This is a genomic window from Amycolatopsis sp. WAC 04197, assembly GCF_003947475.1.
GTDB classification, from domain to species: domain Bacteria; phylum Actinomycetota; class Actinomycetes; order Mycobacteriales; family Pseudonocardiaceae; genus Amycolatopsis; species Amycolatopsis japonica.
In genome coordinates, this window is sequence record NZ_QHJK01000032.1 from 1 (window position 1) to 697 (window position 697).

The following is a 697-nucleotide window of genomic DNA, read 5'->3' on the forward strand; positions in this document are numbered from 1 at the left end:
GAAGCTGGGGTACCCGCCCGTGAACTCTGCCGCAAGCATGCCATTTCCGATGCCACGTTTTACACCTGGCGTAAGAAGTATGGCGGTATGGAGGTGCCTGAAGTTAAGCGCCTGAAGTCGCTTGCGGAAGAGAACACCAGACTCAAGAAGCTGCTTGCCGAAGCCATGCTGGAGAAAGAGGCGCTTCAGGTGGCGATTGGGCGAAAGTACTGACGACAGACCAGAAGCGGGAAGCCGTTATGTTGATGTGTGATGCGACCGGTCTGTCGCAACGTCGTGCCTGCAGGCTTACAGGTTTATCCCTGTCGACCTGCCGCTATGAGGCTCACCGTCCGGCTGCTGATGCGCATTTATCAGGGCGCATCACTGAGCTGGCACTGGAGCGCAGGCGTTTTGGCTACCGTCGTATTTGGCAGTTGCTGCGCCGTGAAGGGCTTCATGTTAATCATAAGCGCGTGTACCGGCTTTATCACCTCAGTGGCCTGGGCGTAAAACGCAGAAGACGTCGTAAAGGGCTGGCAACAGAACGTCTGCCGCTGCTCCGTCCGGCGGCGCCCAATCTGACCTGGTCGATGGATTTCGTCATGGACGCACTTTCCACCGGTCGCAGGATCAAGTGTCTTACCTGCGTCGATGATTTCACAAAGGAATGCCTGACGGTCACTGTTGCCTTTGGGATTTCAGGCGTTCAGGTCAC

At 56.5% G+C, this 697-nt stretch carries 1 pseudogene; it reads left to right on the forward strand.

Features of this window, described 5'->3' with window-relative positions:
- A pseudogene (locus DMC64_RS42580) lies at nucleotides 1-697 on the forward strand (IS3-like element ISSen4 family transposase); the annotation flags it as partial.